Genomic DNA, 26,102 nt, shown 5'->3' with positions numbered 1-26,102 from the left:
ACACTCATTGTTCTGCTTTCGCTTGTTTATAGGTAATCGTTTTCGAGCGATACACTACATCATCTTTATAAATTGTGATTTTTCCTTCTTCGCCCGGATCAATCGTCACCGGAACATCAAATGTTTCATCACTGTCAATCGACTCTTCAATCACCGTACGTTTCCCTTTAGCATCATCCGTCTCGATTCGAATGACTTGCCGCGGCGGATCTTCATCCCCTTCACCTACAGCATCGTAGGCTACTTTTTCCGGGAAGGTCGCCGTCACGGTTTGTTCTTCCTCCCCTTTTGAAATAAAGACCGTCACGGAATCGTTCGGCTCGACTTTGACACCCGCTTGCGGAAATTGACGAATGACTTGGTCCAGTTCGACTTCACTCGAAAATTCTTGTTCGAATGTACCGTCGAGACCTGTCGCGTCCAAGTACGCTTTTGCTTCAGCACTCGACATGTTCGTCAAATCCTTCAATTCAAACGCTGACGAACCTTCGGATACCGTGATTGTAATCGTCTGTTCCTTTGCAATCACTTCTGTTCCGGCTGAAATCGATTGCCGGATGACATTGCCTTGTTTGATGTCTTCCGACTCTTCTTTTTCGACATCTACTTTTGAGAACCCAGCATCCTTCAAGATCGAGGTCGCTTTTTTCTCTGTTTCGTCCGTTACATCCGGCACTTCGACCGGATCACTGCCCGTCGAGACAACAAGATTGACCGTCGAACCTTTTTTGACGGTCACTTTTGCCCGCGGTGCTTGACTGATGACAAGTCCTTCATCAATCGTATCACTCGATCGCTTAGTCGATTCGACGATAAAACCGAGTTTCTCAAGTTGTTTTTCGGCCTCGTCCGCATCTTCTTTTGCGACATCCGGCACAACGACTGTCGGATCCGGCCACATCGCGAACGTTGTCGCGGCACCTCCGAGTAGGAGGAGGAATACGAGCACAATCCACCATCGCTTTTTTTTCTTTTGCTTCGGTACAACTGTCGCGACCGTAGCTTCTTCTTCCTTGACCGGAGTTCCGGACGGAGCCGAGACTGGACTTAACACCATCGTTTGCTCCATCGGATCTTCCCCGCGAACCCCTTCATCTGCTCGTTCAACAGATAATGCCGTCACCATATCTTCCCGAAATTCAGCAACGGATTGTTGCCGATCGTGCGGGGCCTTCGCTAGTGCCTGCATGATACAGTTTTCTAGCGCTTGCGGCACGGAAGGATTCAAGACGGATGGCCGCCGCGCTGTATCTTGCAAGTGTTTTAATGCCACGGCAACGGGTGAATCTCCTTCGAACGGGACGTGTCCTGTCACGAGTTCATAAAGGACAGCACCGAGCGAATAAATATCCGATTTTTCATCGGCAAATTTTCCTTTTGCCTGCTCAGGTGAGAAGTAATGCACTGAACCAAGAACGGACATCGTATGTGTCAATGTCGCGTTCGACATCGCGACGGCAATACCGAAGTCCGTCACCTTGACCGTACCATCCTCTCGGACGAGCATATTTTGTGGTTTTATATCTCTGTGGATGATGCGATGGGCATGGGCATGATCAATCGCGTCACAAATCTGACTGATGATTTCAACCGCTTTATTGATTGCGAGCGGTCGTCCTTCACAGTAGGTTTTCAACGTCATCCCATCGATGAACTCCATCACGATATAGTAAATCGAATCCTCTTCACCGACATCATAGACGGCAACGATATTCGGATGGTTCAAACTCGTCGCAGCATGAGCTTCGCGCTCAAAGCGCCGAATGAATTGTTCATCATGCGAAAATTCAGTCCGTAAAATTTTGATTGCGACATTCCGTTTTAAGATTTCATCATAAGCTTGATAGACATTCGCCATCCCGCCATTTCCAACTAGCCGTTCTATGCGGTAGCGGTCATTTAATCGATCTCCGTATCGCATATTCAGCCCCTCTTTCTTTCTTTGAAACGGATGGCAGCAACGGTGATGTTGTCTGCTCCACCCCGCTCATTCGCCTCAAAAACTAATCGTTCAACGATTTGCTCGAGTGGCGCATCTTCTTGTAGCAGCTGTTGTATTACTTCATAAGGGACTTCATCCGTTAATCCGTCACTACAGACGAGGACAATTTCATAATCTGGTGCATCCCGGACTTGGACGTCGACGTCGACGAGTTCGTTCGAGCCAATCGAGCGCGTGATGACGTTTCGACGTGGATGATTTTCGACTTCTTCTTCCGACAGTTCACCTAATTGCTTAAGCATATTGACATAAGAATGATCATCTGTCAGTTGCTTCAGTTGACCTTCTTCAATCGCATAGACTCGACTATCCCCGACATGACCGATAACGAGGAGTTCGTCCGACCAACAGACACACGCCATCGTCGTTCCGACGACGGCCAAGTTTTCTGTCTTGGAGTACTGTAAGATTTTAGAATTGGCTTCCTGCACTTGCTGTTCAATCCAAGAAGATAATTCAGCTGGTCGGCTTGGCATGTCCGCATAGGCATCAGCAAATACTTGATGCACAATCGCGCTTGCCTTCTCACCTGCCGCGTGACCACCCATTCCGTCAGCGACGACGGCAAGCCCTTGTTTTTCATCACCAACGAGTAACACCGTATCCTCGTTTTGCAATCGCACTTTTCCCGTCGTCGTCAGATAAGCTAACTCCATGACCGTCCTCCTCTTCTATCTCACCTACTGTTGATGCATTTAAGAAAATTCAGCGTGCGTGTCATCCTTGCTTTTTAAAGGCTGCGATGTAAAATCCGTCGGTCCCAAGCGTCGTCGGAAGCAACTTGAGCTCCGCCCGTTCTGAAATCAACGGCTGCACGCTTTCTGGCATTCGCCCTTTGAACGACTCATCAAAAACAAACCCTTGGCTTAAGATAAATTCCGTTTGTTGTTCATTTTCGACTGGATCAATCGTACACGTCGAATAGACGAATGTCCCTCCGCGCTTGACGAGTGGAAGAACTGCCTCGATGATTTGTCGCTGAATGACAGGTAACTGTGTTAAATTTCCTGGTTGCTTTGTCCATTTAATGTCGGGTTTCCGGCGGATGACACCGAGTCCAGAGCACGGTGCATCAACGAGAATCCGGTCAAACGATTCTGCATCGAACCGGTCGCCGACTTTTCGTGCGTCGAGGGCTTCTGCTTCTACCGTATCGAGTTCAAGCCGTTCTGCCTGTTTTTTTAGTAATTTAATTTTATGTGTGTGTAAATCAAGTGCCGTCAACGAACCTGTCGTCAAGCCTTCCGCAATATGCATCGCTTTCCCACCCGGTGCTGCACAACTGTCGAGCACATGGTCAGACGGTTCTGCTCCGACGGCCCGCGCAACGAGCATCGAACTCTCATCTTGAAGCGAGAGATACCCACGGTCGAGCAAATCCGTTTGTTGGACACTGCCACTGATGATTTCAAGTCCGTCCGGGGCGACGGCGGCTGGTTTAGCAAAGACACCTTGGGCTTCGAGTAATTCGACGGCTTCTTCGACGGTCGCTTTATTCCGATTGACGCGGACCGTGACGGGTGCCGCTTCGTTGTTGATTTGACAAATCTTCAACGTCTCGTCTTCCCCGAACAATTCAATCCAGCGCTCGACAAGCCACTCCGGGTGACTCGTCTCAATGCTGATTCGTTTGCTCGTTGAAGGAATCGCCGAGAAGTCTGGTTTCCCTTGACGTAAAACGTTACGTAAGACACCGTTGACAACTTTTGCGATATGCGGTTTTCCACGCGTTTTCGCGATTTCGACCGCTTCGTTGATGACGGCGTGATCCGGAATCCGGTCTAGATAAAATAACTGATAGACACTCATCCGGAGCAACGGTCGCATGAAGGGATCGAGTTTTTTTTGTGACGCGAGCAACGGATCGAGAATATAGTCGAGTGTCAACTCACGGCTGAGTGTCCCATAGACGAGTTCCGTATATAAACCGACATCCGCTTTCGAGATTGCTCGTTTTTCAAGCATCTGGTGGACGGAGATTGTCGAAAATGCACCACCTTGTCCAATTTTCAATAACGTCGTGACTGCAGCATCGCGTACATTCATGCATCTTCGCCTACTTTCTGTCCGATTTCGAGCGTCTGACCAATCCCACGCATGAAGGTCGCACCATCCATCCGTTTCTTTCCGGCAGGTTGGAGATCGACGAGTTTCAAGGCGATATCCGAGCCCGTCGCAATGACCGGACCATCATTTTCGAGCGCAATGATTTCTCCTGGTGTTCCGGTCCCTTCACACTTCTCAGCGAAGTAGACTTTAAGTCGATCTTTGCCAAGCAATGTATAGGCACTCGGAAACGGATTCATCCCCCGGATGTGGTTATAAAGTTCTTCCCCCGGGCGAGAGAAGTCAAGCCGTTCCCGTTCCCGACTGATATTCGGAGAAAATGTTACATCCTCTTCCCGTTGTGCTTCCGGTGTTAATGTCCCGGCAAATAATTGTGGGAGTGTTTCAATCAATAAACGTGCTCCAGCGTCACTCAATTTTTCGAACATCGTACCGACCGTATCCCGTTCTTCGATCGGGACGATGATTTTTGATAACATGTCTCCCGCGTCCAAGCGATCGACCATATACATGATCGTCACGCCCGTCTCCTTCTCACCATCGATGATGGCTTGATGAATTGGCGCCCCACCACGGTACTTTGGTAACAAGGACGCGTGGACATTGATTGCGCCATATTTCGGAGCCTCAAGTACGGCAGACGGAACGATTTGTCCGTAAGCTGCCGTGATGATGATGTCCGGGTTCAGGTCGAGCAAGTCTTGGTAATCCTCGCGAATCTTCATCGGTTGCAAGACAGGAATCGCGTGGGCAAGTGCGACTTCTTTGACCGGTGTCGGTTTAATTTCGCGTTTGCGTCCGACCGGTTTATCCGGTTGCGAGACGACACCGACGACATTGTACCCAGCATCAATCACTTCACGGAGCGTACTCGCTGCAAATTCAGGCGTCCCCATGAAAACGACACGTGGTGCCGCATCCTGCTCAACGAGTTTATCCGTGAACAACACGCCGTCGAGATGATCCATCTCATGCTGGATTGCACGCGCGAAAAAGCCACTCGCTTTGATTTTGACGTTGCGTCCAAGGCGGTCTTGTGTTTTGACGACGATGTGGTCGAATCGTTCGACAGGACCGAAGACACCAGGCATACTCAAACACCCTTCGTCATCGATTTGCGATCCACTTGATTCGATGATTTCCGGGTTGATCAACTCAATCGGACCTGTCTCGTCATCGGTATGGACAACGGCGACACGGATCGGCTGATTAATTTGTGGTGCTGCGAGTCCGACGCCGTCATACTCATACATCGTGTCGAACATTCGATCGATCATCTTGCCTAACTTTTTATCAAACTTCGTGACGCGTTGACACGTCTGACGCAATACGTCATTTGGAACTTCTACTACTTTATACATACTGCCACCTCACATAAATACGAATGGATTTAAATCCACTGTTACTTGGATCTTTTGTTTGATGCGTAATGCGAGCATCGCGCGGAGTGCCTCCCGCACCTCTTCTTGACCTTTGTGTTTTATAATGACTTGCTGCCGATACATGTTTTTCAGTCGGGCGAGCGGTGCATCGAGCGGACCATTGACGACGAGGTCGTCTGACTCAAGATGTCGTAGTTGTGCCGCAATTGCTTCAGCCTCTGCTTGTGCTTCTAGTGGATGCGCCGCTGAAATCGTTATGAGTCCTAAAAACCAAAATGGGGGATGCCCACCTAGTTTACGTAATTGCATCTCACGTTTATAAAACGTTTCATAATCATGTTGCTTTGCGGTTTGGATGACGTAATGCTCGGGATTGTACGTTTGGATGATGGATTGCCCAGCCAGTTCACCGCGACCGGCGCGTCCGGAGACTTGCGTAATCAACTGGAACGTCCGTTCACTCGCCCGAAAATCAGGAATTCCAAGTGTCGCATCTGCTGCGATGACACCGACGAGTGTGACATTCGGAAAATCTAGCCCTTTCGCAATCATCTGCGTCCCGAGTAAAATGTTTCCCTCGCGTCGTTCAAACGCATTGAGTAACTTTTCGTGTGCGCCTTTACGCGACGTCGTATCTTGATCCATTCGAATGATTTTCGCTTCCGGAATCAAATGTGCCAGTTCTTCTTCAATCTTTTGCGTCCCCGTCCCGAACTGTCGAATTTTTTTCGACGAACAGGATGGACATTCTTTTGGCATCGCTGCCTCGAAACCACAGTAATGGCATTTGAGACGATCGGCTTGTTGATGATACGTCAAGTTGACGGCACAGTGCGGACACTGCAACGTCTCTCCACAATCACGACACAGGACAAACGTCGTATAACCACGTCGATTGAGTAGCAGGACTGTTTGTTCGCCCCGCTCAATCCGTTGTTTGATTCCTTCGATCAGCGGCAAGCTAAACGGTGTCCGGTTCCCGCGCTCGAGTTCTTTACGCATGTCGATGATATCGACCGGAGGCAACTCGCCACCGAATCGTTCCTTGAGCGGTAAATACTGATAGACCCCTTTTTGCGACCGGGCGTATGTCTCAAGAATCGGTGTCGCACTTCCGAGGACGACCGGACAATGATGGAACGCAGCCCGCCACGTGGCGACATCTCGCGTATGGTACCTTGGATTTTCTTCTTGCTTATACGTTGTTTCATGTTCTTCATCTAAGATGATGATGCCGACATTCGTCAGTGGTGCAAACACGGCGGAGCGTGCCCCGACGACGACATCGACTTCCCCTTGCGCAATCTTGCGCCATTCATCGTACTTCTCACCGAGCGACAACCCGCTATGCAAGACGGCGACCCGTTCCCCGAACCGACGCTTGAATCGTTTGACCATCATCGGTGTCAGACTAATTTCGGGCACAAGCAAAATCGCCTGTCGTCCCCGTTCAAGCATCGCGTGAATCGACTCGAGGTAAACTTCCGTTTTTCCACTGCCGGTCACACCATGCAGTAAAAAGGTCGCCGTTTCGTCCGGCGCCGTAATCGCGTCGACCGCCGCCTGTTGATCGTCTGTCAGCATCGCAGGCGTAAAGATATCCTGCGTCAAATGTTCGTAGGGATTGCGATGGATGTCCACCGTTTCGACACTGAGGACACCTTTACGTTCTAGCGTATGGACGATGCTTAATGTCAAATCGAGCTCATGCATGACGTGACTCCACATCGTCTCCTTTTGTTCGATTAAATAGTCCCGCAACAATACTTGTTTCGTTGCTTGACTCGACAACGGAATCGACGGATCGAGCAGGCGAATCCGTTTGTCCGTTTTCGTCGTCTTTTTTTCTTTGACGACCGGTTGGAGCTCAATCTCGCCTTGGCGTGCGGCGAGTAAGATTTCCTGTTGGACTTCACTCGGGAACTGACTGATTTTTTTGCGGTTCCAGTTCGAAAATCGAGCAGTTTCCGTCAAAATCAGTTTATCATAACTGACCTTTAACGCCGCGGGTAACATCGCGAGTAACGCCGTCGCTTGATAACAAAGTGTCGTCTCCGACAGATACGAGGAAAGTTCTAACAGTTCCTCCGTATAGGTCGGAACTTCATCAAGAACACGGACAATCGGTTTAATCCGTGTCAAATCGCTTTCTTCCTTTGTCGCGACGACGATGCCAAGTAACGCCCGTGGCCCAAAGGGTACTTCGACTCGCATGCCGGGAACGACAAGATTCTGCCACAATTCCGGTACTTCATAATCGAACGGTCGGTCGACGGTCGCTGCTGCTACGTCGACGATGACTTCAGCAATCATCGTAAGACCTCAGCGAATTGTTCCAGTAAAACTTTCGCTAAATCCGTTTTCAGTTGTTGACCGTAGTGTCTAGCGGGACCATTTTTCCCGAAAACCGTCACTTGGTTTTCGTCACTTGAAAATCCGATGTCCGGACGGGAGACATCATTTGCGACAATAAAATCAGCATGCTTTCGCTCTAGTTTTTTCAGAGCGTGAACTTCGACTTGTTCCGTCTCAGCCGCGAACCCGACAAGCACTTGATGCGTCTTCTGCTCACCCAACGTCCGTAAAATGTCCGTCGTCTCTTCGAGTTCAATCCGTAACGGCCCATCGATTTTTTTCTGTTTTTTCGTATATTGAACCGTTGGACGATAATCGGCCACTGCTGCCGCCATGATGACTAAATCTTGTGCCGCATAACGCGTAAGCATCTCATGGAGCATCTCGTCTCCTGATTCAATCGCCACTGTCGTCATCCCGCTCGGCAGTTCGCCTTTAATCGGTCCATGGACGAGTGTCACCGTAGCGCCAAAATCACGTGCTGCTTCTGCTAGCGCAACACCCATTTTTCCGGACGAATCATTTGTTAGATAACGGACCGGATCAATCCGTTCGATTGTCGGACCGGCACTGACTAATACATGACGCCCGGCAAGTGGTTTCGTCTCGAAGAGCCCTTTGATGGTCTCGACTAAATCCTCAGGCTCCGGAAGACGTCCTTTCCCGACCCATCCACAAGCAAGATTACCGACTCCTGGTGCAATCACCTGGACGCCGTCTGCCATCAATTGATCGAGATTTCGGACTGTCGCCGGATGTTCGAGCATATTGACGTTCATCGCCGGTGCGACGACGACAGGACACTTCGCAGCGAGAATCGTCGTCGTGATGAAATCGTCGGCGATGCCTGTCGCGAGTTTGGCAATCAAATTCGCTGTCGCTGGAGCGACGACAATCAAATCCGCCTCGTCCGCTAAATCGATATGCGCGATTTTCGAAGCATCATGTTCGATGAAGACATCATCATAGACCGGCTTCCGTGTCAATGCCTCAAACGTCGTCTTCCCGACGAATTGTTGCGCATTTTTCGTCATTGCGACTTGGACGTTCGCCCCCGCCTGGACAAGTTTCGAGGCGAGTGCTGCTGCTTTATAGGAGGCAATTCCACCTCCGACGCAGAGTAAGATATTACGATTCGTTAGCATATTGAACTCCTCCTTATTGAAAAAAACAGCCACAATGAGGAGTGGCTGCTTCAAAATTAGTCTTGCGGTTGGTTCGTGACCAATACCTCTCCGAAGTAGAGCTCTTCAAGGGCTTTTCCGACTGGCTTATGTGATTTCGGATTCGCGACTTTCACACGTTTTCCGTCTTGAATTTGACGCGCTCGTTTAGCAGCGACCGTCACGATTGTGTATTTAGAAGGGACTTTCTTTTGTAGCTTATCTACTGATGGATATAACATGTTATTTAACCTCCATGGCTTTTTTATAAAGGGACGCAACGCGTTCCCGACTACAATGTTCCGCAGTGACGATTGCTTGAATCCGATCACACGCTTTGTGAATTTCATCATTCGTCACGACATAATCATAAGCATCCATCATTTCAATCTCTTCTTTTGCAACGAGGAGACGTTGTTTGATGACTTCTTCTGATTCAGTCCCTCGCCCGATGAGACGATTGCGTAATTCTTGAAGACTCGGAGGCGCCAAGAACAAGAAGACCGCTTCCGGGAAGTGCTCCTTCACTTGCATCGCACCTTGTACTTCGATTTCTAAGATGACATCTTTGCCTTCATCTAAGATTTTGTTCACCCAGTCAACTGGTGTACCGTAATAATTCCCAACAAATTCTGCATGCTCAAGTAATTGATTGTTTTCAATCATATGCTCGAACTCATCACGTGTTTTGAAGAAATAATGAACACCATCAATTTCTCCTTCACGCGGTTTCCGTGTCGTACATGACACCGAATAATGCAAATTATTGTCCTCGTCTTCACGTAAGGCACGACAAACCGTCCCTTTACCAACACCACTTGGACCAGATAATACGAGTAATAAGCCACGCTCTTTGAAAATCACTTCAGAACCCCTCCATCTAACAAACTTCACATTGTTTCATATTAGCAGTATAGACAGGAAGTTCGCAAGTAATCTTTTTCTAGCTCGACTGCTTTATCATACCATAACGAAGCCGTTTCTGTTACCTTTAGAAAGTGGAAACGAAATCAGGAAAGAAGGTAATATCATGGCTTTTGATGGATTGATGACGACACGTGTCGTCAACGAACTACAGATGCTCGTCGGTGGGCGGATCAACAAGATTCATCAACCGTACGCACTCGATTTAATTTTTAGCATCCGGGCCGATCGTAAGAACGTCACCCTACTCGCATCTGCGAACGCAATGTATGCACGTTTGCATATGACGAGCGAATCGACGAGCAATCCTAGCGAACCCCCGATGTTTTGCATGATGCTCCGGAAGCATCTAGAAGGTGGCTTCATCGAATCAATTGAACAATTAGGACGGGACCGTGTCATTTTGATGCGTATTCGTTCCCGCAATGAACTCGGTGACGAAGAAGCTAAAAAATTGTACATCGAATTGATGGGACGTCACTCGAACATTCTATTGACGGATGGTCAGGACAAAATCCTTGATGCGATTAAGCATCTTCCACTCAGTCAAAATACGTTCCGGACGATCATGCCGGGACTACAATATCAACTCCCCCCGCAACAGGATAAAGTCGATCCATTGACTGGGGATATTGAAACAGCCTTACATCGTATCGATTGGAACGCCGGTAAGATTGACCGTCAATTACTCGGGCTGTTCAGTGGACTATCCCCACAAATCGCTGAAGAAGTCGTCTTGCGTGCAGGACTTGCCAATCGAACTTCGCTCGCGGAAGCACTCCGGTCCGTCTTGAACGAACTGGAAGGACCGTACTATTTCCAACGGCTCGCGAGTGGGAAAGAACGGTTTTCGCCCGTTGCCTTACAGCATGGCGAGATTGTCGATGAAAAAACGTTCACGACGAGTGGTGACGTCCTCGATGCCTTTTTCCATCAAAAATCGAACCGCGACCGTGTCAAACAACAGGCCGCGGATTTAGAACGCTTCATTAAGAGTGAATACGAGAAGAACCTCTTAAAACGGACGAAACTCGAACGGGACCTTGCGGCGACTGAGAAGATGGATGAACTGAAGCATAAAGGTGAGCTCTTGACGACCTACTTGTATCAATTACAACGCGGGATGAAAGAAGCGACCGTCGTCGATTATTATGATGAGGACGGGAAAGAAATCACGATTGCACTCGATCCCCGTTTCTCACCGAACGAAAATGCACAGCGTTACTATAAACGCTACAACAAACTAAAGACAGCCAAAGTTGAAGTCGCAAAACAATTGACGAAGAACCAACTCGAAATCGATTACTTCGAGTCGTTACTCGCCCAACTCGAGGTTGCATCACCCGATGATATCCGGGAAATGCGCGAAGAACTCGTCGAAGAAGGCTACTTACGCGAGCGCAGTAAAAAGAAAAAGAAACCGCTCGTCCCAAAACTTGAAGCTTATCAATCTTCAACGGGCATCGACTTCTTCGTCGGTAAGAATAACAAACAAAATGACTATGCGACGTTCAAATTCGGACGACGCTCCGAAACCTGGTTGCATACGAAAGACATACCCGGCTCGCACGTCATCATTCGGAGTGATGAACCGGATGAAACGACATTAAAAGAAGCTGCAATCGTCGCTGCTTATTATTCAAAAGCACGTGAATCGAGTCAAGTCCCTGTCGATTTCACGGAACTCCGTCATGTCAAGAAGCCAAGTGGTGCCAAACCCGGTTTCGTCATCTATACGGATCAAACGACGTTGTACGTCACTCCGGATGCGAGTCTCGTACAAACGCTTCGCCTAAAATGATATTTACACGCTAAAAAAGATGGAACATCACTTTGAAGTGACGTTCCATCTTTTTTAGCGTGTTCGTCTTCTTTTACGAAAATATTATGAGACGCCCGCTCGGAGAGAACATCTACTTGATTTTTTCGAGCTGTTCACGGTAATCAAGGAGATGCCCATTGATGATATCCTTCGCTTCATTCACTTCTTCATCAAACGAGAACATTGATTGTTTCCGTTCATGCGAAAAAATCACATCATAATGATGACTCAACAAAAAGTCGATCTCTTGACCGAGCATTTTTTCTTGTTCATCCGTCATCGGGATATCTCGGTGACTGGCGATACTCTCAAGCAGTAACAGTAATTTATCTTCTAAATCGACGAGTTGCTTCAGTTCAATAAACGGTTCACTTTGTCCACTCGTCACGAGCGGATATTTTTGATCTTCTTGAAGCATCAACATCATCTCTTCATGTTTCAGCACTTGCTTACGGACTGCCAGCAGTTTTGCATCGTCCTTAACGAGACTCCGCCAGTCCTCCATTAATTGTTGCGTCGTTTTTTTGACGAGCAACATCAAACGGTTTTCATAGTGCGGTGGGAAGACGATATAGTTGACGGCGACCGCCGATAAAACACCAACGACCGTCAACAGAGACCGCGTCAAGGCATAATGGACATAATCGGCAGTCGGACTTTCAAACATCAAAACGATGGCAAAGGCAGCAAACGTCGACATGTCCGTCCGACCAATCATCGAGTTGAAGACGAGCGACACGATAACGGCTAACCCAATCGTCAAGGGGTTTGCCCCTAACGTCGCAACGACTACGAGACCACAGACAAGGCCTAAAATCGTTCCGAACACTCGATTAAAGAACATTTTAAAGGAGCGGTGAATCGTCGGTTGCATCGCAACGATTGCTGCGACGGCTCCCATTCCAGAATAGATGTCAAAGACGTACCAAGAGAAGCTGAGCGCAATCGCGACGGCGATCCCTGTCTTAATGGTACGGAGACCGATTCGAAATTGGATGTTCACTCGAGCGTCACCTGCCCGACTTCACTTTCAACCGTCACTTCCGGCTTTTCTTGTTTCGACAGCTCATAAATAACTGCACTGTCGTCTTTTAATTTCGTGTAACGTTTTGCAACTTTCACATCTCCATCCGTTTCAACCGTAATTGTCCCAGCGGTTTTTGCAGGATTTAATCGAATCGCTCCATCAATCGTCTTGACGCTTAAATCAAGTTTCACACCATATTCGTCGAGTTTGACACTCTTTCCTGTGATATCAGCATGAACAGCATTCAAATCCTCGATGTCAACAGATCCGCTCCCAATCAATGTCACGTCATCTGCGTTAATTTTGTTCAGACGAATCGTCTCCGCGTCAAGCTGAATCACTTTGGCAAAAACGCCCATCCCTGTTAACGAGGCCGCATCGACATCAATCCGATTCATATAGCTGGGTAAACCAACTTCAATCTCATAATCCCCTGTTTTCAAGCTCGGGCGATTTCCGAATCGGGCCAGCCAGCCGTCACGTCCTGTCACGGTAATCGTATTTCCTGACGTCCCGACTTTTAAGCGTTTTTTACTTGAAGCACTATCGACCAGTTTCAATTGAACATTCCCATCCGTGCTTCTAACGAAGTTGATGCTCGCGTTCGGTGCTTCGATTTGTAATGTTTTATAGCGGTTCGTCGTCTTGAATGTCTCACCACGAGATAAAGAATCTGTCGTAAGTAAGAGTGTCACCGCGTATAGAAGAATAAGGGCTGATCCGACCGAAGCATATAGTATCCACGGACGGCGAACAGGCTTGCGCTGACCAATTCTTTCAAAAGAATCATTTTGTTTTCGTCGTTTTGCTTTTAAACGTGTAAACGTCGACTGTTTTCGTTTTCGTTCTGATCTACTCGTTGTATCGTCCATCCGTTTACCTCCATCCAGTTCACTTCCATTATTCCGAATTTATGATTGTCCTGTCAACATCCTCTCTCCATCATACGAAAATCGTAAATGTCTTGGCATCGGGCGGAAGAATGAACGGCGGTAAAAAAAAGGAAGAAGAAGAATCAGCTGAAATGATTCTCCTTCTTCCTTTTAAGTTAGCTCTAATTTTTCAAAATCTGCTTTACAGTTCAAGCGATTCATCAATCGCTAAAGGATGACCTGTCTGCCCTTGCGCTTCAAGCTCATCACAAAAAGATTTGGCATCTTGTTTGATTAAGTCGAATGTATCGTAATGAATCGGTACAACCGCGTTCGCCTGCAACATATCGGCAGCGATTAAGGCATCTTCCGGTCCCATCGTGAAATTGTCGCCGATTGGTAAAAATGCAAGAGCAATGTCATGATGTGCCCCATACAATGCTAAATCGCCGAACAACGCCGTATCTCCTGCATGGTACAGTACCTTATCTTCAATCGTCAGTAAGAAGCCAGCCGGCATTCCCATGTACATGATGGTCTGCTTCTCTTCATCAATGATGCTTGAAGAATGGAAGGCTTGCGTCATTTTTACTTTTCCGAATGGAAATTCAAATTGACCGCCGATATTCATCGGATGAACATTCAACCCTTTAAAACTTAAATACGTCGCTAGTTCATGTGTTGCGACAATCGTCGCGCCCGTCGACTTCGCAATCGTTTCCGCATCCGCCATATGATCGGCATGGGCGTGGGTCAATAGAATAAAATCTGCTTTGACGTCTTCCGGTTTTGTCATCGCTTTGTCATTCCCACTAAAAAACGGGTCAATCACGATGTGTTGTCCATTCGTTTCAATCGTTACCGTTGACTGTCCGTGATATGTCACTTTCATTTAAAAGACCTCCCCTAACAAATAATCGGAACGAGTTATTTTTTCCCCTCTCCCCAAGCACATAAACCTTTCATCGCCGGTTGAAGCGTAAACGCAGCATCTGTCAGTCGGTATTCGACATGCAGGACTGCTTCATCAAATTCAATCCGTTCGACCATGCCAAGTCGTTCAAGTTCCTTTAATTGATCTGTCAACACCTTCCTTGAGATGCCCGGAATCGACCGATGCAATTCTAGAAAACGTTTAGGACCGTCCTCTAACGTGCAATATAACTGTGGACGCCATTTTCCACCAATGATTTCGAGCGCTCGATTAACTGGAAATTGTTCTGTCGTCATTACTTTTCGTCTCTCCTTCAAGTAGTTACTTCAAAGTGCGTACTATGCAATCGAGTGTATCGTAAGTTACCGTTAGCGTAAATCAAAAAGCAAAGGAGACAACAAACATGACTTACCCACGTAATTTTTCACACATCGGACTTTCGGTCCCAGATTTAGAAGCTGCTATTACATTTTATTCGGAGGTTATGGGATGGTATGTCATCATGGAACCATCTGATGTCGTTGAAGACGATTCCCCAATCGGCGTCATGTGTACGGACGTATTTGGAGCAGGATGGGGCAAATTCCGCATCGCGCATATGGCGACAGGCGACCGGATCGGGATCGAGCTCTTTGAATTCCCGAACAATGAACAACCGGAAAATAACTTCGAATTCTGGAAAACAGGTATTTTCCATTACGCGATTCAAGACCCGGATATTGAAGGCATGGTCGAAAAAATTGTGGCTCACGGCGGCAAACAACGGATGCCGATTCGTGAATACTACCCGGGTGAAAAACCGTACCGCATGGTATATTGTGAAGATCCGTTCGGTAACCTCGTCGAACTCTATTCACACTCATATGAATTGACGTACTCCGAAGGCGCCTATTAATCATGAAGGCCTGGCTCAATCAAGAGGGAACATCTATTGAAAATTGGCAGTACCGTGACGTCGAGATGCCGCAACTTAAAGCACATGAAGCGTTGATTCGTGTTAAAGCCGTCGCCCTGAATCCTGTCGATTACAAAGCGACGAACAATCCCGCTTGGACGTTCCCGCACATTCCCGGTGTCGATTTAGCCGGAGTCGTCGAACAGGTCGGTTCAGACGCAGGTGATTTGTCGGTCGGAGACCGTGTCGCGATTCATACGAACCTTCAAAAAAATGGAGCGTTCGCGGAATACGCTGCAGTCGATTCACGGGCACTTGCCCTCATTCCGGAAGACGTCAGCTTTACCGATGCCGCAGCCATTCTCTGCGCCGGGATGACGGCTTATGAAGCGATCCATCAAAAGATGAACACGACGGATAAAGAGACGATTCTCATCCACGCCGGTGCCGGTGGTGTTGGCGGGTTCGGCATCCAGCTCGCGAAACGTCTCGGCTTACGTGTCGCGACAACAGCGTCGACTGAAAATCATGACTGGGTCAAGCGGTTAGGGGCTGACTTAGCGATTGATTATAAACTGGAGAACATCACCGATGTGATTCGCGACTGGACGGATGGACGTGGTGTCGATTTAATCTTGAATACGGTCGGCCGAGCTGAAGCGACGGACGATTTAGGACGGCTCGCCTTTTCCGGTCAACTCGCTTATATCGCCGGCGGTCCGGATTTGTCGATCGTCAAACCGTTTACGTTGTCACCGTCAATCCATGAAGTCGCGCTTGCCGCTGCTTACGCGAGTCAAAATGACCGCGCCATCCGTAACCTTGGTCAAATGGCATCGGCGTTGCTTCTGCTCGTGCAACAGAATGAACTCGATCCACTCGTCACAGATATCATCCCAGCCGATCAACTGGTCGAAGGGCTAAAGCGGTTGGCAGAACGACACGTCCGCGGTAAAATCATCGCGACGTTTTAAGTAGGCAACATCCAAAATTGAAACGCCGATGCTTCCATTTTCAGACGGCAGCATCGGCGTTTTTATATTTATCATGATTTGATGCATAGCTGTAACACCGCAACAACAGTTTTCATCCCGTGTTGAAAAAATCATTCGCTTCGCCCGCACCAAACAGGAAAAAAGCTTATGTTCCGTTGTCAAAGACAAACAGACCGACTCTTGACTACCGGTATTTATCGGTTTTTGTGATTTGTAACGAGCGACCGACGAGTTGAAAGCCGATTGCTTGATAGATTTTATTGGACGTCGGGTTCGACCAGTCCGTATAGAGTGTGATCATCGGGTACGCTTGCTCCAGCAAATAGGTACAGACACGGGCCACGAGATCAGAAGCAAGACCTCGCCCTCTAAGTTCCGGCGGCGTATAGACGTAAGAGACGGTCACGCCTGACGTCGTCGGTCGACTAGCTGACGTCATGGATATGAGACGGTCCCCGTCGAACAGACCAAATAACGTCTGCTTTGAACTATGACGACGAATCGTCTGTTCATTTTGAAGACGATTCCGCTCCGTCACGGCTAATGCACCGGTCTCGCAAATGAAGTCCCATCCGAACGAGACGGCTTGGTCGACAGCCTGTTCGTCAACGATACGAAAAGCGTATTCAAGTTGCGGTGGTCCCGTCACGTGATGTAAGGCATACATTCCTTGATCCATCTTCACACGGTATTTCGTATGCGGAGCAAGAAGCGGCTTGACGAGCGCATGTTCTCCGACATATCCCTTACAGTCAAAAATCCGGGCAAGTTTTCGCATGCTTGGATCCGAAAATGCTTCACCTGCCAAAATCGCCTGTTCTTCAATCGTTTGTAGGATGATGATTTTTCGGTCGTCTTCTTCAGCGATCGCCATCAAAAGTGGCGTATCCCCCCGTGCCAAGATACCGAGCGGCAATTGGTGGACCTCACTGCGCTGTTCAAGGAAAGGAACAGCCACGCGTTTAAAACTCTCATAATCCCGATAATGCGTTACCATCTGAAGCGACCTCCTTTGTTCTACAACTAGTGTAACAAAAAAAGTTTCCACCCCATACGACAAGTCAAAAAACATTCATCTAAAATCGTCAAGGCTCCTTACCCGTCCGGATAAGGAGCCTCTATTTACACTCTGGTATTTGATTCACTCAATCAAATCGTCGCTGTGAAACGGTCACTCCAAGCAACTGGATCAATTGACCACGCGAGCAGTTGTGTCTGTTCGTCTCTCGAGATCGCACTTGTCGCAACTGCCGTTTCGAGTAACTCCGAAAAATTCAGTAGCGATGTCGCCTTCAGATTCGCTGCCGTTAAATTAGCTTGCAAACGACTCATGCCATAGGAGAAGATGGCTTGAATCTGCACGACTTCCGCCCCTGCCTGTTGCAAAGCTTCAGCCGCTTCAATCGATGATTTACCTGTCGATAACAAATCTTCGATGACAACGACGCGTTGGCCCGGTTTAATGCGCCCTTCGATTTGATTCCCTTTTCCATGTTGTTTGGCACTACCGCGGACATAGACCATCGGTAAGTTGAGTCGGTCCGCGACGAGCGCGGCGTGTGGAATACCCGCTGTCGCCGTCCCTGCGATGACGTCGACTTGTAACGATTTGACTTGCTGCGCCAATAAATCGGCAATCATCGAACGGACATCCGGACTCGACAATGTCAGACGATTATCACAGTAGATCGGTGAACGGAGTCCGCTCGCCCATGTGTACGGTTGACTCGGTGAAAGTGTGACGGCTTCGATTTCGAGTAATGCAGTCGCTAATTGATTCATTGTCGGATCCCCTTCCATTGTGCCAGTAAGTCTTCGTACATCGCTGCCGGATCATCCGCCTGCGTGATGGCGCGTCCGATGACAAGATCCGTCGCTCCCGCATCGCGGGCAAATTCAACCGTTGCGATTCGTTTTTGATCATGCGCCGCTGTCCCTGCCGGTCGAATCCCCGGTGTGACGAGTTGAAATCTGTCGCGGCAACTCGGCTTGATTTTTTCAACATCGAGTGCTGAACAGACAACTCCGTCTAAACCAGCTTGTTCGGCTAGTTGTGCATATGCGACGACGACGGTATCCAATTCCTCATGAATCAGTAATTGTTCGACCATCGCCTGATCCGTCGACGTCAATTGTGTCACGGCAATCAACCGGGTGCCCGCAGCTGTTTCGTCTAATCCTTCCCGTGCCGCGCGCATCATTTCGAGTCCTCCCGCAGCATGAACGTTCGTCAACTCAACGCCGAGCTGACCGATGACGCGAAGTGTTCGTCGCGCCGTTTCCGGGATATCATGGACCTTCAAGTCCAAAAAGACGGCATGTCCCCGTTCGACCAATTGTCGGACGAATGTTGGACCTTCGGCATAATAGAGTTCCATGCCAACTTTGACGGCAGGTCGGACTGGGCCGAATTTTTCTAAAAATCGAGTAACGTGTAATCCTGACGGAAAATCAAGCGCGATGTAAAGCTGATCCATAAGCGTTCCCCCTAATGTCTAAAATATGTTCGATCCCGAGTTCGTCCATCCGTTTCGGGAGTGCCGCAATCAACTCTTGGCAAATGAACGGATTGACGAAGTTCGCCGTCCCGACCGCTACAGCCGACGCACCGGCATAAATCATTTCCAGCACATCATCGACCTCCATGACGCCGCCCATCCCGATGATCGGAATCTCGACGACTTGTGCGACATCATGAATCATCCGGATTGCAACGGGTTTGATGGCGGGGCCAGATAGACCGCCAATCCGATTTGCAAGAATCGGTTGACCAGTCCGGACATCAATTCGCATCCCGACTAGCGTGTTGATCATCGTCAGCCCGTCCGCTCCTGCCTGTTCGACGGCCTGTGCCATCTCGACGATTGACGTGACGTTCGGTGACAGTTTGACGTAGACGGGTTTATCCGACACTGCTTTGACGCGTCGCGTCAATTCTGCTGCCATCCGTGTGTCTGTTCCGAACTGCAGTCCGCCGGATTTGACGTTCGGACAAGAAATATTTAACTCGATTGCTTTGACGACCGGATTTTGACTGATTAACCGGGTGACCGTTTCGTATTCTTCCGGTGTTGATCCGGCGACATTCGCGATGATTTCCGTGTCGAACTGGCTTAAGAACGGTAACTTCGTTTCGATGATGCCCTCGACGCCTGGGTTTTGCAACCCGATTGCGTTCAACATCCCCATTCCGCTCTCCGCGACGCGTGGGGTTGGGTTTCCGTACCGTTCCTCGCCTGTCGCTGCCTTAATCATGATTCCGCCAAGGACAGATAAATCGTAGAACTTGGCAAACTCTTCCCCGAAGCCGAAGCAACCGGATGCTGGCATAATTGGATTTTTCAAATTCAATCCCGGTAACGTGACCGCTAATCGATTCATAAAATCACCGCTTCCGCCCGAAAGACAGGACCATCGGAGCATGTCTTCACGTAGTTTCCGTCCGGTGTCTTACAGACACAGGCGAAACAAGCACCAATCCCACAACCCATCCGGTTTTCAATCGACAGGAAACGATCTTGAATCGGGACCGTTTGCAAGGAACGTAACATCGGTTCCGGACCACACGCGAGTAACGTATCGAACCGCTCTGGTGTCAGTGCCGCCGTCACAAATCCTTGAACACCCGCTGTCCCGTCGACCGTCGTAATCGTCGTCGGCCCGAGCTTTTTAAACGCCTCTTCATAAAACACACTGTCTGCCGTATCAAACCCTAGAATCGCTTCACACGTCACCCCACGTTCGACAAGTTTACGCATCGTATAATACAGTGGCGGAACACCGATTCCCCCACCAACGAGGACAACGCAACTCGTCGGCTCAATCAAGTTCACCGGGAAACCGTTCCCGAGTGGTCCGAGGGCATCGACGAAATCCCCAGGCCGTAAGGAAGCGAGTTCTTTTGTTCCTTGACCAATCTCTTTGAATAAAAAAGTGATTAGATCGCCTTCGACGTTTGCGATTGAAATCGGACGCCGTAATAACGGGCCGACACGCAGGTGCATGAAGCGACCCGGCTCAATCTTTTTTACCTCCGGCATCCGACAAATCAACTCTGTCGCATTAACTGCGACCTTCTTCGTTGAGACGACCGTTAGTAGTTCAATCATCGCGTCACCGCCTTTTTCATATGCGTGAATGCTTGAATCGAACTTGCTTCGAACGAGAGACTTTCAATGACTCGGAGTAACGCTTCTGCCGTATCGAGCGATGTCAGACAGACGACATTGTTTTCTGCGGCTGCCCGGCGAATGATGAAACCATCTTTCGTCACTTGGGAGTCGCGACTCATCGTGTTGATGACATACTCGACTTCCGCTTTTTCGATTAAATCAAGCATTGACCCTTGATCGGAACCAATTTTTCCGACGACCTGGACGGCTAACTCATGTTCTGTCAAGAAGCTTGCTGTTCCGGCTGTTGCGAGCAATGTGAATCCGAGTGTTGCAAACCGCTTGGCGAGACCCAGCATTTCTTGTTTATCTTGATCAGCGACCGTCATCAAGATACGACCATGTTCAGGAATCGCCATTCCGGAAGCGAGTAACCCTTTATACAGTGCTTTCTCGAGCGTCCGGTCCGTTCCGATGACTTCACCGGTCGACTTCATTTCCGGTCCGAGTGACGGATCCACTTCCTTCAGTTTCGCGAATGAGAAGACCGGTACTTTGACGGACACGAGCTTCTCTTCCGGCAGGAGACCGCTTATCAGTCCGTAAGACGCGAGTGTCTCACCTAAGATGACGTTCGTCGCGAGACGTGCGACCGGTAATCCCGTTACTTTTGAGATGAACGGTACAGTCCGACTCGCCCGCGGGTTGACTTCAAGCACATAGAGTTCCCCGTCAGCGAAGACGAACTGGATGTTGAGCAATCCTTTGATGCGGAATGCTTTTGCGATACGCGTCGTGTAATCAACGATTTGATCTTTGATTGCTTGTGCGACACGTTGCGGGGGATACACCCCGATCGAGTCCCCGGAGTGTACTCCCGCACGTTCGATGTGCTCCATGATACCCGGGATGACGACATCTTCACCGTCGCAAATCGCATCCACTTCAAGCTCCATTCCCGTCAAGTAACGGTCGACGAGGACCGGTCGTTCCGGCGAGGCGATGACGGCATGTTTCATGTAATGTTCGAGCTCTTGTTGCCCGTAGACGATTTCCATTGCACGTCCACCGAGGACATAAGACGGACGGACGAGGACAGGATAGCCGAGACCCGCTGCCGCTGCCGTCGCTTCTTCGACCGTGACCGCTGTTTTTCCGGGCGGTTGTGGAATCTCAAGTTTTGTCAAAGCGGCTTCGAATTGTTTCCGGTCTTCTGCCATATCAAGATCTTCTAACGCCGTTCCGAGAATCTTGACCCCTTCGTCAGCGAGCGACTCAGCTAAGTTGATGGCGGTTTGCCCGCCGAACTGGACGATGACGCCGATCGGTTGTTCATTTCGGATGACTTCGAGAACATCTTCCGTCGTCAGTGGTTCAAAGTAGAGCCGGTCCGAAATCGAGAAGTCCGTCGAGACCGTTTCCGGGTTATTGTTGACGATGATCGCTTCATAACCCGCTTCGCGAATCGCTTGAATCGAGTGGACCGTCGCATAATCGAATTCGACCCCTTGTCCAATCCGGATCGGCCCGGAACCCAGTACGAGAATCGACGGGCGTGTCGTCGGTGCCGCTTCATTTTCGACTTCATACGTCCCGTAGTAATACGGTGTATCGGAAGCGAACTCTGCTGCACACGTATCGACCATCTTGTAGACGGGATGAATCTGTTCTTGATTTCGCGTGTGGCGAATCACGGTCTCACTTTTCTTCGTGATCCGGCCAATCATCGCATCGCTGAAGCCGTAACGTTTTGCGTGTAATAAACGCTCGCGTGTCAGCTCTTCGCGTGCCAACTCCTGTTCAATCCGGAAGATATGGTGTAACTTCTCTAAAAACAGCCGGTCGATGCTGGTCCATTCGTGAATTTGTTCGACCGAATAACCCCGCTCCATTCCCGCGTAAAGGGCGAATAGCCGTTCATCCGTTGCTTTGACGATGTACTGGTTGAGTGTCACTTCATCCATGTCGAGAAAACGGTCCATCCGGAGATCCGACATCCCGATTTCGAGCGAGCGGACTGCCTTCAGCAAGGCTTCTTCCATCGTCCGTCCCATCGCCATGACTTCACCTGTCGCCTTCATTTGCGTCCCGAGCGTCCGGTCTGCCGATTCGAACTTATCAAACGGCCAGCGCGGAATCTTCGCGACGACATAGTCGAGTGCCGGTTCAAACGAGGCAAAACTCGTTTCCGTGATCGGGTTCTTCAGTTCCGATAAGGCATAACCGACAGCAATTTTTGCCGCAAGTTTTGCAATCGGGTAGCCTGTCGCCTTCGACGCCAAGGCCGACGAGCGCGAAACGCGCGGGTTCACTTCGATGACATAGTAGTCGAAACTATGCGGATCAAGTGCAAACTGGATGTTACATCCGCCTTCGATGCCAAGGGCACGGATGATGTCGAGTGAAACATTTCGCATCATTTGATAATCGCGGTCGGACAGTGTCTGGGTCGGTGCAAAGACAATCGAGTCGCCCGTATGGACGCCGACCGGGTCAAAGTTTTCCATCGCACAGACGATGATCGCTTGGTTCGTCGCGTCACGCATGACTTCGAACTCAACTTCTTTCATCCCGGCAATCGATTTCTCGAGCAATACTTGGTTCGCCGGACTCGCTTTGATACCGCCCTCGACGATTCGGACGAACTCGTCCATCGTCTCAGCAATCCCGCCGCCTGTACCACCGAGCGTGTAAGCCGGTCGAATGATGATCGGCAGACCGATTTTCGCGCAAAATTGTTCCGCTTCTTCTACTGTATGAACGATTTCACTCTCCGGGACACCGTGTCCCAGTCTGAACATCAATTTTCTGAACAAATCACGATCTTCTGCCTCTTCAATCGCGGACAGTTTCGTTCCGAGCAGTTCGACACCATATTCAGCCAAAACGCCGAGTCGGTCGAGTTCGACCGCTAGATTCAATCCAGTCTGCCCACCGAGTGTCGCAAGCAAGGCATCCGGACGTTCCTTGCGGATGATCCGGGACACGAACTCCGCTTGGAGCGGTTCGATGTAAACCCGGTCCGCGACAGTCGGGTCTGTCATGATCGTTGCGGGGTTCGAGTTCACGAGGATGACTTCGTAACCTTCTTCCTTGAGTGCTTGGCACGCTTGGGTTCCGGCATAATCAAACTCTGCTGCTTGTCCGATGACGATTGGACCTGATCCGATAACGAGAATCTTCTGGATATCTTGACGTTTAGGCATGAGTGACCTCCTGTTGGTTCGTGATTTCTGTTAAAAACTGATCGAATAAATCATTGGCGTCCATTGGACCGGGTGATGCTTCCGGATGATATTGAACAGAGAAGACAGGTTCCGTCCGGTGTCTGACACCTTCGACCGTCCCATCATTGATCGCGACGTGTGTGACGATTAACTCGAATCCCTTCAATGACTGTTCGTCGACGGCGTAGCCATGATTTTGTGAGGTGATGCTGACGTGACCGGTTTGAAGATCTTGAACCGGGTGATTGGCACCGCGATGACCGAACGGTAACTTGAACGTATCGGCGCCGTGCGCAAGCGCAATCAATTGATGACCGAGACAAATGCCGAAGATGACGATTTTCCCTGTCAGCTCTTGAATCAATGGAATCGCTGTTGGAACGTCTTTCGGATTCCCGGGACCGTTCGATAACATCATGCCGTCCGGTTTATAACGTAAGACTTCCTTCGCCGTAACATTGTACGGTACGACGACAACTTCGCAACCGCGGCGGACGAGTTCACGGACGATGCCGAGCTTTGCACCAAAGTCGACGAGGACAATCCGCGGACCGGCACCCGGGATGATGTACGCCCGTTCCGTCGAAGCACGTTGCACCTGATCCGTTGCGAGTGGCATGTTGTGCAAACGCTCTAATTGGTCGGCGAGATTAAATTCACCATCGACGAGCAATCCCCGCATGACGCCTTTTGATCGTAAGTGGCGCGTCAGTTGACGTGTATCGACGCCGGTTAAGCCCGGAATATCGAATTCTTCTAAGGCCTCTGCTAACGACGATTGGGAGCGGAAGTTCGACGGAGTATGGCAGACTTCACGGACGATGAGTGCTTTCGCAAGTGGTCGCGTCGTTTCGTAATCTTCCCGGTTGATGCCATAGTTCCCGATCAAGGGATTCGTCAAGACGATCATCTGGTCACAATAGGATGGATCAGATAACATTTCCTGGTATCCCGTCATCCCTGTCTGGAAGACGACCTCCCCCATCGTGACGCGTGTTGCGCCAAATGCTGTCCCTTCGAACGTCATACCATCTTCTAAAATGAGTGTCCGTTTAGACATGTGCCGTTTCCCCCTTGAATACGATTTTTCCACCGACGAGTGTCATGACCGGGTATCCTGTCAGTAACTGCCCCGCGAACGGTGTATTTTTTCCTTTTGAATAAAAACGTTCTGGTTCAACCGGTCGAACGGTCTCTAAATCAAGCAACACGAGATCTGCCGGTGCCCCGACTTCCAAGCGACCATACGGTAAGTCGAACAAGGCGGCCGGCTTGCGTGTCAAGGCATCGACTAAGTCGCTTAGCGTCATCTGGTTCGTTTGAACAAGTTTCGTATAAAGTAGTGGAAAGGCTGTCTCGAAGCCCGTAATTCCAAATGGTGCCCGCTCGATGCCGAGCGCTTTTTCATCGGCTGCGTGCGGCGCATGATCCGTTGCGATACAATCAATCGTGCCGTCGCGTAACCCTTCGAGCAATGCCGCCCGGTCTGCCTTACTCCGAAGGGGCGGATTCATTTTAAAGTTCGGATCCTGCCCCTCGATGTCATCTTCCGTCAGGACGAGATGGTGCGGTGTCACTTCTGCCGTGACACGGATTCCTGCCCGTTTGGCGTCACGAATGACCCGGACTGATTCTTTTGTCGAGACATGACAGACATGATAATGGCAGCCGGTCGCTTCTGCGATTAAGACGTCGCGCGCGATGTGGATACTTTCCGCTAGTGACGGAATCCCCTGCAGTCCTTCCCGTTCACTATACGCACCTTCATGGACACAGCCGGCTTTCAACGTATCGTCCTCACAATGGGCGACGACCGCCTTCCCGAGTTTCGCTGCGCGTCGCATCGCTTCCCGCATGACGGCGGCACTTTGAACGCCGACGCCGTCATCTGTAAACGCAAAGGCATCCGTTAATTCTTCAAACGCGACGAGTTCCTGTCCTAGCTGATTTTTTGAAATCGCCGCATAAGGCAAAACCCGGACAGACGCCGTTTCTTCGATTTTCTTGAACAAGGCGTCTAACGTCTCGCGGTCATCCGGAACAGGACGCGTATTCGGCATCGGACAGATTGTCGTGAATCCGCCGGCTGCGGCTGCGGCCGTACCTGTTGCAATCGTTTCTTTATGTTCGCCACCCGGTTCGCGGAGATGGACATGAATATCGACGAAGCCTGGTGCTAATAAGCGGTTACTTGCATCGATGACTTGCTCGTCCGCCCGCGGCGCAGCATCGAGATCCGTAATCAAGCCATCCTCGATGCGAATGCTTGATTGTTGCAATTGTCCGTTTTGATACCATGTTGCGTGATCGATACGTAGTGTCATA

Annotated in this window: 23 protein-coding genes and 1 pseudogene; 3 read left to right on the top strand and 21 right to left on the bottom strand. The window is 49.6% G+C overall.

Annotated features, from left to right (window positions below; genetic code table 11):
* Nucleotides 1-4: 4 nt before the first annotated feature.
* The 9 genes and pseudogenes from pknB to gmk form a co-directional block, all read right to left on the bottom strand.
* The gene (gene pknB / locus KNP98_RS05340) at nucleotides 5-1,921 is read right to left on the bottom strand and encodes a Stk1 family PASTA domain-containing Ser/Thr kinase (RefSeq protein ID WP_088837399.1); all 1,917 of its coding nucleotides are present in this window, start codon (nucleotides 1,919-1,921) and stop codon (nucleotides 5-7) included.
* Nucleotides 1,922-1,923: 2 nt separating this feature from the next.
* Complete coding sequence (locus KNP98_RS05335) at nucleotides 1,924-2,658, bottom strand: Stp1/IreP family PP2C-type Ser/Thr phosphatase (protein WP_088837400.1); 735 nt, start codon at nucleotides 2,656-2,658, stop codon at nucleotides 1,924-1,926.
* A gap of 61 nt (nucleotides 2,659-2,719) precedes the next feature.
* Nucleotides 2,720-4,048 carry a 16S rRNA (cytosine(967)-C(5))-methyltransferase RsmB gene (gene rsmB, locus KNP98_RS05330; RefSeq protein WP_214810835.1) on the bottom strand — a complete coding sequence of 443 codons (1,329 nt, stop codon included), beginning with the start codon at nucleotides 4,046-4,048 and terminating at the stop codon, nucleotides 2,720-2,722.
* Nucleotides 4,045-4,965: a methionyl-tRNA formyltransferase gene (fmt, locus tag KNP98_RS05325; RefSeq protein WP_251135145.1), complete on the bottom strand. Its 921-nt coding sequence runs from the start codon at nucleotides 4,963-4,965 to the stop codon at nucleotides 4,045-4,047. The genes rsmB and fmt overlap by 4 nt, the downstream gene beginning before the upstream one ends.
* 33 nt (nucleotides 4,966-4,998) lie before the next feature.
* Nucleotides 4,999-5,430 (bottom strand): annotated as a pseudogene (def, locus tag KNP98_RS16020) (peptide deformylase); the annotation flags it as partial.
* Between the two features lie 9 nt (nucleotides 5,431-5,439).
* Entirely contained in the window at nucleotides 5,440-7,764 is a 2,325-nt protein-coding gene (gene priA, locus KNP98_RS05320) for a primosomal protein N' (protein ID WP_214765178.1), read from the bottom strand.
* Complete coding sequence (gene coaBC, locus KNP98_RS05315; protein ID WP_214801877.1) at nucleotides 7,761-8,951, bottom strand: bifunctional phosphopantothenoylcysteine decarboxylase/phosphopantothenate--cysteine ligase CoaBC; 1,191 nt, start codon at nucleotides 8,949-8,951, stop codon at nucleotides 7,761-7,763. The genes priA and coaBC overlap by 4 nt, the downstream gene beginning before the upstream one ends.
* A gap of 56 nt (nucleotides 8,952-9,007) precedes the next feature.
* Nucleotides 9,008-9,211, bottom strand: coding sequence for a DNA-directed RNA polymerase subunit omega (rpoZ, locus tag KNP98_RS05310; protein ID WP_029330878.1), 204 nt, complete (start codon nucleotides 9,209-9,211; stop codon nucleotides 9,008-9,010).
* A 1-nt stretch (nucleotide 9,212) separates the two neighbouring features.
* Entirely contained in the window at nucleotides 9,213-9,830 is a 618-nt protein-coding gene (gene gmk / locus KNP98_RS05305) for a guanylate kinase (RefSeq protein WP_200872407.1), read from the bottom strand.
* A 169-nt stretch (nucleotides 9,831-9,999) separates the two neighbouring features.
* Between gmk and KNP98_RS05300 the strand changes: the two genes are divergently transcribed.
* Nucleotides 10,000-11,694 carry an Rqc2 family fibronectin-binding protein gene (locus tag KNP98_RS05300; protein WP_214765182.1) on the top strand — a complete coding sequence of 565 codons (1,695 nt, stop codon included), beginning with the start codon at nucleotides 10,000-10,002 and terminating at the stop codon, nucleotides 11,692-11,694.
* 112 nt (nucleotides 11,695-11,806) lie between these two features.
* Here KNP98_RS05300 and KNP98_RS05295 read toward each other — a convergent pair whose 3' ends face one another.
* From KNP98_RS05295 to KNP98_RS05280, 4 genes are all read right to left on the bottom strand, one after another.
* A complete protein-coding gene (locus tag KNP98_RS05295; protein WP_214765184.1) occupies nucleotides 11,807-12,718 on the bottom strand; it encodes an FUSC family protein in 912 nt (303 codons plus the stop codon).
* Complete coding sequence (locus tag KNP98_RS05290) at nucleotides 12,715-13,614, bottom strand: DUF4097 family beta strand repeat-containing protein (RefSeq protein ID WP_214765186.1); 900 nt, start codon at nucleotides 13,612-13,614, stop codon at nucleotides 12,715-12,717. The genes KNP98_RS05295 and KNP98_RS05290 overlap by 4 nt, the downstream gene beginning before the upstream one ends.
* Before the next feature lie 202 nt (nucleotides 13,615-13,816).
* Nucleotides 13,817-14,506 carry a metal-dependent hydrolase gene (locus KNP98_RS05285; protein WP_214810832.1) on the bottom strand — a complete coding sequence of 230 codons (690 nt, stop codon included), beginning with the start codon at nucleotides 14,504-14,506 and terminating at the stop codon, nucleotides 13,817-13,819.
* A gap of 35 nt (nucleotides 14,507-14,541) precedes the next feature.
* Nucleotides 14,542-14,844, bottom strand: coding sequence for a winged helix-turn-helix transcriptional regulator (locus tag KNP98_RS05280; protein WP_214765190.1), 303 nt, complete (start codon nucleotides 14,842-14,844; stop codon nucleotides 14,542-14,544).
* A gap of 107 nt (nucleotides 14,845-14,951) precedes the next feature.
* Here KNP98_RS05280 and KNP98_RS05275 point away from each other — a divergent pair, with 107 nt between their 5' ends.
* On the top strand, nucleotides 14,952-15,443 hold the full coding sequence (locus KNP98_RS05275) for a lactoylglutathione lyase family protein (RefSeq protein WP_029330885.1): 492 nt from the start codon (nucleotides 14,952-14,954) through the stop codon (nucleotides 15,441-15,443).
* A gap of 2 nt (nucleotides 15,444-15,445) precedes the next feature.
* Nucleotides 15,446-16,417 (top strand): zinc-binding dehydrogenase, encoded by a 972-nt coding sequence (locus KNP98_RS05270; RefSeq protein WP_214810831.1) that lies wholly within the window; start codon nucleotides 15,446-15,448, stop codon nucleotides 16,415-16,417.
* Between the two features lie 205 nt (nucleotides 16,418-16,622).
* On the opposite strand, the gene KNP98_RS05265 is transcribed toward KNP98_RS05270, so the two are convergent.
* The 8 genes from KNP98_RS05265 to KNP98_RS05230 all read right to left on the bottom strand — a co-directional run bounded on the left by KNP98_RS05265 (nucleotide 16,623) and on the right by KNP98_RS05230 (nucleotide 26,101).
* Nucleotides 16,623-17,435: a GNAT family N-acetyltransferase gene (locus KNP98_RS05265; RefSeq protein ID WP_088837412.1), complete on the bottom strand. Its 813-nt coding sequence runs from the start codon at nucleotides 17,433-17,435 to the stop codon at nucleotides 16,623-16,625.
* Between the two features lie 152 nt (nucleotides 17,436-17,587).
* Entirely contained in the window at nucleotides 17,588-18,220 is a 633-nt protein-coding gene (gene pyrE / locus KNP98_RS05260) for an orotate phosphoribosyltransferase (protein WP_088837413.1), read from the bottom strand.
* Entirely contained in the window at nucleotides 18,217-18,915 is a 699-nt protein-coding gene (pyrF, locus tag KNP98_RS05255; protein WP_214810830.1) for an orotidine-5'-phosphate decarboxylase, read from the bottom strand. The genes pyrE and pyrF overlap by 4 nt, the downstream gene beginning before the upstream one ends.
* On the bottom strand, nucleotides 18,890-19,819 hold the full coding sequence (locus KNP98_RS05250; protein ID WP_214810829.1) for a dihydroorotate dehydrogenase: 930 nt from the start codon (nucleotides 19,817-19,819) through the stop codon (nucleotides 18,890-18,892). The genes pyrF and KNP98_RS05250 overlap by 26 nt, the downstream gene beginning before the upstream one ends.
* Nucleotides 19,816-20,547 (bottom strand): dihydroorotate dehydrogenase electron transfer subunit, encoded by a 732-nt coding sequence (locus KNP98_RS05245; RefSeq protein WP_214765203.1) that lies wholly within the window; start codon nucleotides 20,545-20,547, stop codon nucleotides 19,816-19,818. The genes KNP98_RS05250 and KNP98_RS05245 overlap by 4 nt, the downstream gene beginning before the upstream one ends.
* Nucleotides 20,544-23,756 carry a carbamoyl-phosphate synthase large subunit gene (gene carB / locus KNP98_RS05240; protein ID WP_214765205.1) on the bottom strand — a complete coding sequence of 1,071 codons (3,213 nt, stop codon included), beginning with the start codon at nucleotides 23,754-23,756 and terminating at the stop codon, nucleotides 20,544-20,546. Before carB ends, KNP98_RS05245 begins: the two co-directional genes overlap by 4 nt.
* Nucleotides 23,749-24,837 (bottom strand): carbamoyl phosphate synthase small subunit, encoded by a 1,089-nt coding sequence (locus KNP98_RS05235; protein WP_214765207.1) that lies wholly within the window; start codon nucleotides 24,835-24,837, stop codon nucleotides 23,749-23,751. Before KNP98_RS05235 ends, carB begins: the two co-directional genes overlap by 8 nt.
* The gene (locus KNP98_RS05230) at nucleotides 24,830-26,101 is read right to left on the bottom strand and encodes a dihydroorotase (protein WP_214810828.1); all 1,272 of its coding nucleotides are present in this window, start codon (nucleotides 26,099-26,101) and stop codon (nucleotides 24,830-24,832) included. Before KNP98_RS05230 ends, KNP98_RS05235 begins: the two co-directional genes overlap by 8 nt.
* Nucleotide 26,102: the final 1 nt, after the last annotated feature.

Origin of the sequence: Exiguobacterium sp. s127, assembly GCF_018618695.1 — a bacterium.
In the GTDB taxonomy this organism is placed as follows: Bacteria; Bacillota; Bacilli; order Exiguobacteriales; family Exiguobacteriaceae; genus Exiguobacterium_A; species Exiguobacterium_A oxidotolerans.
Note: the sequence above shows the minus strand (reverse complement) of the source record. Positions and strands in the feature narration are given on the sequence as shown.